10 protein-coding genes are annotated in these 7,205 nt (G+C 31.3%); all 10 read right to left on the bottom strand.

Annotated elements, in window-relative coordinates; all coding sequences use genetic code 11:
- Positions 1 to 150: 150 nt before the first annotated feature.
- Positions 151 to 606: a DUF2750 domain-containing protein gene (locus Q1A73_RS24135; RefSeq protein WP_299611278.1), complete on the bottom strand. Its 456-nt coding sequence runs from the start codon at positions 604 to 606 to the stop codon at positions 151 to 153.
- Between the two features lie 6 nt (positions 607 to 612).
- Positions 613 to 930, bottom strand: coding sequence for a hypothetical protein (locus Q1A73_RS24130; protein ID WP_299611275.1), 318 nt, complete (start codon positions 928 to 930; stop codon positions 613 to 615).
- A 193-nt stretch (positions 931 to 1,123) separates the two neighbouring features.
- Entirely contained in the window at positions 1,124 to 1,627 is a 504-nt protein-coding gene (locus tag Q1A73_RS24125; protein WP_299611272.1) for a hypothetical protein, read from the bottom strand.
- 189 nt (positions 1,628 to 1,816) lie between these two features.
- Positions 1,817 to 2,551 carry an SH3 domain-containing protein gene (locus Q1A73_RS24120; RefSeq protein ID WP_299611269.1) on the bottom strand — a complete coding sequence of 245 codons (735 nt, stop codon included), beginning with the start codon at positions 2,549 to 2,551 and terminating at the stop codon, positions 1,817 to 1,819.
- On the bottom strand, positions 2,548 to 3,330 hold the full coding sequence (locus tag Q1A73_RS24115; protein WP_299611266.1) for a hypothetical protein: 783 nt from the start codon (positions 3,328 to 3,330) through the stop codon (positions 2,548 to 2,550). Before Q1A73_RS24115 ends, Q1A73_RS24120 begins: the two co-directional genes overlap by 4 nt.
- Before the next feature lie 173 nt (positions 3,331 to 3,503).
- On the bottom strand, positions 3,504 to 4,166 hold the full coding sequence (locus Q1A73_RS24110; protein WP_299611263.1) for a hypothetical protein: 663 nt from the start codon (positions 4,164 to 4,166) through the stop codon (positions 3,504 to 3,506).
- Between the two features lie 189 nt (positions 4,167 to 4,355).
- Positions 4,356 to 4,814: a hypothetical protein gene (locus Q1A73_RS24105; RefSeq protein WP_299611260.1), complete on the bottom strand. Its 459-nt coding sequence runs from the start codon at positions 4,812 to 4,814 to the stop codon at positions 4,356 to 4,358.
- 243 nt (positions 4,815 to 5,057) lie between these two features.
- Positions 5,058 to 5,879 (bottom strand): hypothetical protein, encoded by an 822-nt coding sequence (locus Q1A73_RS24100; protein ID WP_299611258.1) that lies wholly within the window; start codon positions 5,877 to 5,879, stop codon positions 5,058 to 5,060.
- Positions 5,880 to 5,958: 79 nt separating this feature from the next.
- Positions 5,959 to 6,222: a hypothetical protein gene (locus Q1A73_RS24095; RefSeq protein WP_299611255.1), complete on the bottom strand. Its 264-nt coding sequence runs from the start codon at positions 6,220 to 6,222 to the stop codon at positions 5,959 to 5,961.
- Entirely contained in the window at positions 6,212 to 6,601 is a 390-nt protein-coding gene (locus tag Q1A73_RS24090; RefSeq protein ID WP_299611253.1) for a hypothetical protein, read from the bottom strand. Before Q1A73_RS24090 ends, Q1A73_RS24095 begins: the two co-directional genes overlap by 11 nt.
- Positions 6,602 to 7,205: the final 604 nt, after the last annotated feature.

Here is a 7,205-nt window from a genome sequence, read left to right as displayed (position 1 = left end):
GCCATATCATTAATAATAAGCCTATAAATAAAGTTGCTGGATAAAATATTTTCCTTGTCTTATCGGTCATTTCCAATGTGTGGTAACGTCGTGTGTATGAATTGTTGTGGCGAAGCCACTATGATTTATACACCTTGTTACCTGCTTTCTTTATTTAATAATTTCCTTTACTTGTTTTTCTATATCAGAAATTCCACTAAACTTTCTAAAGTTCAAATCCTTTCCGTTTGATCTTAATTCAGTAGTCAATTCCAAAATCAAATCTAATGGCTCAACCTCATAACCAAAAAGATTTTGGTCAAATTGCGTTCCAATAAGTAATTCATCATTAGCCATTCCAATACACCAGTTTTCTATAAACTCCACTAATGGAATTTCGGTAACGTTATATTTTTTCCATTCGTCTTTTGCGCAAGATTTAGCTTGAACTTTTTCTGACCAAAAACATATCATTCCGATTGGTTTTCCATAATCGTCTTCATATTGAGTCGAGTTTGATGTAGCAAATCCATCTTTACTCTTCAATCCATAAACAATTTCATTTTCGGAAACAGTTTTTATGAATTTTAGATGTCTATTTTTAAGTGTTATTGAATCTTGGAACATTATTTTTTATTTATTCTCTTGAAAATATTTGTAAGCGAAACTTTCGATTTCACCTGTCAATTGATTTCCGTTATCGTCTTTCAAGTCATACATTTCTTGAATTCCACCAATTGAAGCAGAACCATTTAAACCCAGCAAAATTGTGTAAAATATGTCAGAGAATGAAGAGTCTAATACTTTTTTCATTATCTCATTCTGTTCGTCCGTCAAATTGAGAGATTTTATTAAAACTCCAACCTCAGTCTCTGAATGGTTTGATAAATACTCTTTTAATAGTTCTTGTTTCTCTTTATGAAAAGCTTTTACAAATTCCTCTGTTGTCATTTTTTATTAATTGCAGGTAACGTTTAATATATGTGTCGTAGCAGAGCAAAATGTTACCCTATTCTCGACAAAAAATGCGCATTGGTTGCTAACTTTTAATTTGTGCAAACATTGCGCCTTACCAAATAGTCGATGACCATCCGGTTCATCACTTAGCTGCTATGATCACATATATGTTGTTGTGCATAGTTTTTTATAAGTTGCTAATCTCATCTCTTATTGAAAACACTTCGTTTAGATCACAATAATATTCGGTTAATTTTCTTTTACCTTCTTTAATTACATCAAATTCATATTCGTCTATTACTTTATTAAATCCTGTTACGAAAACTTGGATTTTAAATTGTAATTTCAAGCTTGTATAATCAATCTCATTATTTTTGAATTCGAAATTTTCCTCAGTTTCGATTGCTTTAATGGGTTTACTATTTTTTAAGTAAATCAATCTTATACACCTACCATAAGAAGCTCCAAATTCTTCTTTGATTTTTACAATCTCATTATCTTTTTTCCAAATTTTTAGAATTGCTCCTTTGTCAATATGAGTCCCCGTAACTTTACTCCAATCATACTCATTTATTTTCAGGTCAGAATTTGAGTCAATACTTGTTATATATCTATTTATTTCATCAATTTTTTTATTCTGAGAAAAGGCAGTCAAATTTAAAGTTAACAGCACTATTAAGGTAAATCTCATTTTTTATTATGCACAACGTTTAATATATGTGTCGTAGCAGAGCAAAATGTTACCTTGTTTTTCGATTTTTCTGCGCATTGGTTGCTAACTTTTCAATTCTGCAAGCATTGCGCCTTCATAAATATACAATAACCTTTCGATTGATCACTTTGCTGCTATGATCACATATATGGTGTTGGCTACAGTTTTTTAACAACCTGGAGGGTTGAAAAAAGATATTATTTTCCACTTTCCATTTATTTTTGCAATAGTCATTTCTTTTATTACCGAATATGAAGTTAAATCTGCAGAAATGTATCCAATTTGTCCGGATTTAAGTTTTATTTCCAGCCAATTTATTCCGTCAATCGTTTGATATGTGCTTTTCTTCATTGTAATAATATTGCAGTCGCAGCTAAACTTTTCGAAAGATGATTGTCTTATAATTGTTCCTTTCAAGCTTGGTTTTTCTCTAATATTTACATTCTCTCCAAGTACTATTATTTCGTTATCCGTATCTATTTTTTTTAAATACGAAGGTCCTTGAAATATTATTTTGTCGTGCGGGATAATATTGTTGGAGTTTTCATCTTCAATTCTACTAAATCCAAATCTTAAAACAGTTAACATATCTTTCCAAGATTCTTCTGAACTTTCATCAAAATAATATTTGATAAATTCATCCTTCGTACAACCAGGATATCCACACGTATCTTTACTTTCAAATACACGATCTGCCAGAAAGTTTTTTAATTTTTCTTTATCCTTTTGGATTACACAGTGTAATAGATCTGTTTTAAATTTTAAAAATTCTAAATCTAAATAAGATTCATCGTTGATTAATTGGGCATTTGTATTTAAACAAAGAAATCCAATTAATATGAATATAAAATTTTTCATTTGAATTGTAGCCAACGTCTCGTATAAGAGCAGTGGCAGATTCATGACCACAACTTTTTCCACCAAGACGTATTTTTGTTATTAGTATTATCCTTTGATTTTTCACTTTTATTGCCATTGCTTTTATACATTGTTGGCTGCTGTTTTTTTATTATCATTTCAGCGACTTTATTGTAATCTTGTAAATCTCTATTTTTATCGTCATAAAGATATTGCCATCTAAAATTAGGAATAAGAATTTTTGAATTAACATCTTCGTTCCAGTCTATTTCTAAACCTTTGTCAGTTAATATTTTAACAACTTTTTTCCCAACTTTTAATGTTACTTCATCATCTGAATTATTAACCTTTTGAAATGCAATATAAAGACTAGAGTTTTCAGGAGTAATTGCCCTTGAAAGATCCTGTTCGTGATAAAAACAATAACCGTCTGAAATTATTTGATTTTCGTGTAACGTTCTTTCCACTTCAACAACTTCATATTCTCCATCACTAGTAGTATATCCAGAGTTGTGAAGAGCAATAATATTTTGTTCACATAGTTCGTCAAAAGCGGCAATTAATTTTTCACTATCAGTTGGGCTTTTCCAGCTTTTACTTTCTTCAATGATTTTTTTAAATTCTTGCTCAATCTTTTCAAAAGCCCAATTTTTAGAAATTTCTTCTTCAAATCCATTATCTTCTATTTCTTCGATAATGTTTTCTTTTATTTCCGAAATAGAAAGAAATCCCATTCGTACTTGATTGAAAATTGATTCACAAATGAATTCTTCGTTTTCAGTCATTGTAATTCCATTTATAAGTTTTGTATAAGTTGCTGCCAACGTTTAATATATGTGTCGTAGCAAGGCAAAATGTTACTCTGTTTTTCGGTTTTTCTGCGCATTGGTTGCTAACTTTTACTTTCTGCAAGCATTGCGCCTTTCAAAAAATACAAAAACCATTCGATTGATCACTTTGCTGCTATGCCACATATATGTTGTTGGCAAATCGTTTTTTATATTAGAGCACTTCTAGTCAGTTCTTTTTTGTCCAAATCCAACTCAATAGAGAACAAATCTATTATTATTTGTTCTATCTCATTTTTATTTATATACTTTGGATTTCTTCGTGATTTTATGTAGTTCTCACGTTTCATTTTTTCGGCTAATTCTCCAATAGTATTCAAATTCAACTCTTTTCCTAATTTATGTGTGATCCAAATTCCGAAAATTGATATTCCAATTCCAATCAATGCAATTTTATAGTCATAGAAAAAACTGAAAATCGAAATACAAAAAAATATCAGTAAAAGGTTTGTATAAATTCTTTTTGGTTCTGTAATATTTAATTTAAAATTCAATTTCCGTTCAACTTTTCGGATCAATTTAAGACGTTCTCTTTTAGGAAATATTTTAGAAAGTTTGGTTTTTGGAGTTATTCCATCAAGTCCAAATTCAGAAGTTAGAATTTCATTTAATTTGTAAAATGCTTGTTGAGTGGTGCAATCTTCTTTATGTTCAAGAGTAATTTTATTCATTATTGCATCACATAATTCTCCAAAATTGGTTACATTTATTAATTCGTTACTTACAAATCTAAATTCAAAAGTATCTTCAATTTTTTGAAGAACTAATTCAATATCTTCAATATCAATATTTTCTAATTTGTAGTTTCTCATTTTCAAATGTTTGCCAACGTTTAATATATGTGTCGTAGCTGGGCAAAATGTTACCCTGATTTCGACGAAAACTGCGCATTGGTTGCTAACTTTTACTTTCTGCAAACATTGAGCCTTCATAAATATACAATAACCAACCGATTTATCACTTTGCTGCTATGAACACATATATCGTGTTGTACACTGTTTTTATTTTTCAGAGTGCCAAGTTGATTCAAAATTCCAACAAGATTTATCCAATGAATTAGGGAAATGTCCATTATGAAAAACTTTGTAAGTGTTTAAGTCAACTCTCCAACATAAAGTTTGCAATTCCGAATATTCTGTTTGAAAATGGACTTTAGATTCTATCCAAATCAATTTGGATAATAATTGTTCAAATTTGATAATCCATTCATCAATTTCGTGTTCAACTGACTTTAAGTTAGCACCAAAATGAATGATTCTTCCAGAATATTCCATATTTGGACGATAAAGTTCTCGATTGATATTGGATGTTATAGCAAACATCTCTCTTGAAAGGGGAGGCCAATCATCATCAGTATTGAGGTCATTAATAGTTTTATAGTTATGTTTTTTTACTTGATTTTTAATTGGACTTTGCCAAAAATCCATTTCCTCAATATAACCATAAAGAGTGGTTCTCATTCCCATTCAGTAAATTCTTTTTATTTATGGTGTACAACGTTCTGTGTATGGACAGTAGGGCAGATTCGAAGCATTTAACTTCTGGTTTACACTAAGCCAAAACAAACGTTTTTATTTTTAAATTTCTTTTGTTAAACGTCAAAACTTTGTTTTGGCGTAGCCTGAGCCTGCCCAAAGAACAGAACTTTCAATTTATCTCTAAATGCCCTATTGGCTATACACCTTGTTAGGCACTGGCTTTTTTTATTTATCCCATATTTTTCGCACTAGTTTTAAAATTGGAAGTTTAGATACATCTAATTTTACTTTTTCCGATTCCTTGGTTATTAGTCCATTTGTATTTTCTTTCTCTGTTTTCTCATTTTGCTCAATTACCATGGCTTTTCCCTCTTTAATAAGTCTTTGACGCGTTACAAACCAATCTTCTATAATTGGTTGTTTTAAATCTGCACCTCCTTTATGAGGAAACTGAACATAATTTTCTGGTGGTTTAGGTAAATTCTGTTCGCACTCTTTCGAACAAAGATTTGCTAGCATTGGAATTGTATCAGTGCCAACGTGTGCGGTAATCCACATTTGATTAGTTGTTTCGTGTGTCAGTTCTTTTTCACAAACACTACACTTTAAATTGTCACCAATGTATTTTACAGGATTGTGGTCAAGTTTGGGGAAACCCATTCTGTTTTTAAAATTACCGTAAAGTGTTCTAGTACTTATACGACTATCTTTTAATTTTTTGCATTTATAAATCTCAAATGGGAACCAGTGTAAATCGTACGAAGTATAAGGGTCGAAATATTCGAGAGATTCCATTTGTCCAATTTCTGGCGGAATTCTCTTTAGATTACTTCCATAAAGTCCTACTTTCTTAACTTTTTTTAGTTTTCCGATTGATTCGGGAAGAGTGAAAATTTGAGCAAACAATTCGTCACCAAGAGCTTCTCTCGGAACAAACTCGTCAGAACCATTTTCAGCAACTTGGTCAACGTATTCACATAACTTTTTCCAAGCATCAGAATTTCTGTCCTGAACGTCATTTGGTATTTTTGAAATTCTTTTATTCATTCTTTGGTTTTGCTTGTGCCTAACGTCTCTTGTATGTTGCGTTTGCCCGCCGAAGGTGTCATATGTAATATACAACTTGTTACCACATGTTTTTTATTTCAGGTTGATATTTATAAGGGTTTTCAAATTCAGTTTTTCCATCATGATATATTAAAAATTCCACTTTATTTTCTTTATGATCTAACGTCTCAATTTTGTTTATTCCAGTTACGCAAGCGTTATTTCCAACGTATTTTATTTTGTCCAGAATAAGCATAGTACTTTCTGTAATAAACAGACTTTCACCACATGCCATAAATCCACCATCTCTAACTTCTATGTTATGTTTTTTGTTAAGATCCAAATTTTGCTTTTGGTGGATGAAATGGCATTGCTAAAAGATAGAAGAAAATAATAGGCATTTCCCAAATCAGGCTTGAAACCCCAAATATCGTGATGGGTATTGTTAAAATTCCGCTTAATATTTTAGTTTGTATTTTTTTAGTCAATCCGAATAGTAGAATCGTCGAGATTAAGAAAGTCAGTCCGATGATGGTAGTTGTATACTTTCCTTTAAATCGAAAGTCAAAAACCAAAAGTAATGCACAAATCAGAATTCCAATTAAAGAGAAAAACGAAATTCGTTTAATGACCTTTTCCAGTTTAGGAAAGTCAGATTTTGTTAAAATCAGCACTAAGCTAATTCCTAAAAATATTGTTATTAAAACTAAAAATCCCGTCATTTTTCAAATATGTGGTAACGTTTAATATATGTGTCGTAGCAGGGCAAATTGTTACCCTGTTTTTCGATAAATCTGCGCATTGGTTGCCAACTTTAACTTTCTGCAAGCATTGCACCATCATAAATATACAACAACCTTTCGATTGATCACTTTGCTGCTATGGCACATATATCTTGTTATCGTGCGTTTATTTTTTCAGTCGCTAACCTTAGCAAACATGCCAAGCAAGGTGATATTACTTGCGTAATTATTCCGTCAATTTTATTTTTTCTTCTTGCGATCACCTTGCAATCATTGGATTAGTAACGGACCTTACTAAATGAACCTGAACTTTTTTTCTTCAGAAGCTGGTCAGCCAAAAAAGCGATTTTTTAGCACGTTATTACTCCGTAATCCTCCTCAACTTGTGTTTTTCTTATCGCTTTTTCTTCGATTAGACACTAACCATCGCAAGTATACTCAGGTCATTCGGTGGTTAACCGTTCCCTGCTTTCGTTTTGCTTTTCAGATTGCTAAAATGCATGGATAACGGTGAATATATGCATTCGTGCGAGTAGAAATTCAGGGAATTTCGGGTAGGGCACGAGTGCATATCTTTTTTGTT

The organism is uncultured Aquimarina sp. (assembly GCF_947492115.1).
In the GTDB taxonomy this organism is placed as follows: Bacteria; Bacteroidota; Bacteroidia; order Flavobacteriales; family Flavobacteriaceae; genus Aquimarina.
Note: the sequence above shows the minus strand (reverse complement) of the source record. Positions and strands in the feature narration are given on the sequence as shown.